The 1,227-nt window shown below is 68.2% G+C and carries 1 protein-coding gene; it reads left to right on the plus strand.

The features are described 5' to 3' along the window. A partial coding sequence (locus IEZ15_RS43985; protein WP_189282518.1) for a methyltransferase occupies window positions 1-1,227 on the plus strand: 1,227 nt, incomplete at both ends.

Consider the following 1,227-nt stretch of genomic DNA (forward strand, 5'->3'; position numbering starts at 1 on the left):
CCCGGTGAGTTGTATGTCTCCGGTCCCGGCCTGGCGCGTGGTTACACCGGCCGCCCTGCCCTGACGGCCGGGCGTTTCGTGGCCAGTCCCTTCGGTGCCCGTGGCGAGCGGATGTACCGGACGGGCGATGTGGTGCGGTGGAACGCCGACGGGCAGTTGGAGTACCTCGGCCGTGCCGACGACCAGGTCAAGATTCGTGGTTTCCGGATCGAACCGGGCGAGATCCAGGCGGTGTTGGAAGCCGAACCAGGGGTCTCTCAGGCCCTGGTCGTTGCCCGGCGCCACCACGATGACGACCTGCGCCTGGTGGCGTACGTCGTTCCGTCCGCCGACGAAGCGGGCGGTTCGGTAAGTGAGCAGGTGGATGAGTGGCGCGAGATCTATGACTCGGTGTATGGGGAGGCCGGGCCGGAAGCGCTGGGGGAAGGGTTCGAGGGGTGGAACAGCTCGTACTCGGGTGAGCCGATCCCGTTGCGGGAGATGCGGGAGTGGCGGGACTCGGTGGTCGAGCGGATCCGCGACTTCGGCCCCCGCCGCGTGCTGGAGATCGGTGTGGGTTCCGGGTTGTTGATGGGGCGCCTGGCGGCGGAGGTGGAGTCGTACTGGGCGACGGATTTCTCGTCGTCGGTGGTGGAGCGGTTGCGTGGTCAGGTGGCGGGGCTGGGTTGGGACCATGTGGAGGTGCGTTGCCAGGCGGCCGACGATGTGTCGGGTCTGCCGGCCGGCGGGTTCGACACGGTGGTGATCAACTCGGTGATCCAGTACTTCCCGGGCTGGGAGTACTTGGAGCGCGTCCTCGACGGGGCGTTCGGCCTGCTGGCCGAGGGCGGTCGGCTGATCGTCGGAGACGTACGCCATCGAGGGCTGCTGCGGGCGTTCCAGACAGCAGTGCACGCACGTCAGACAGACGTGCAGGACACAGCCCGGCTGCGGGCGCTGGTGGAGCAGACAGTCGTGAACGAGAAGGAACTGCTCTTGGACCCTGCTTTCTTCACTGCTTGGGCGGCTGGGCGGCCTGAAGCGGTGGGCGTGGATGTGCGGTGGAAGCGGGGTGCGGCGCACAACGAGCTGACGCGGCACCGCTTCGACGTGGTGCTGCACAAGGCCCCCGTCCAGCCGCTGTCCCTGGCCGGTGTGCCGGTCCTCACCTGGGGCCGGGACATTGCGGATCTGGATGCCCTGGATGACGTGGTGTTGCCGGTGCGGGTGGTGGGCGTGGCCAATGCG

Origin of the sequence: Streptomyces atratus (assembly GCF_014648655.1) — a bacterium.
In the GTDB taxonomy this organism is placed as follows: domain Bacteria; phylum Actinomycetota; class Actinomycetes; order Streptomycetales; family Streptomycetaceae; genus Streptomyces; species Streptomyces atratus.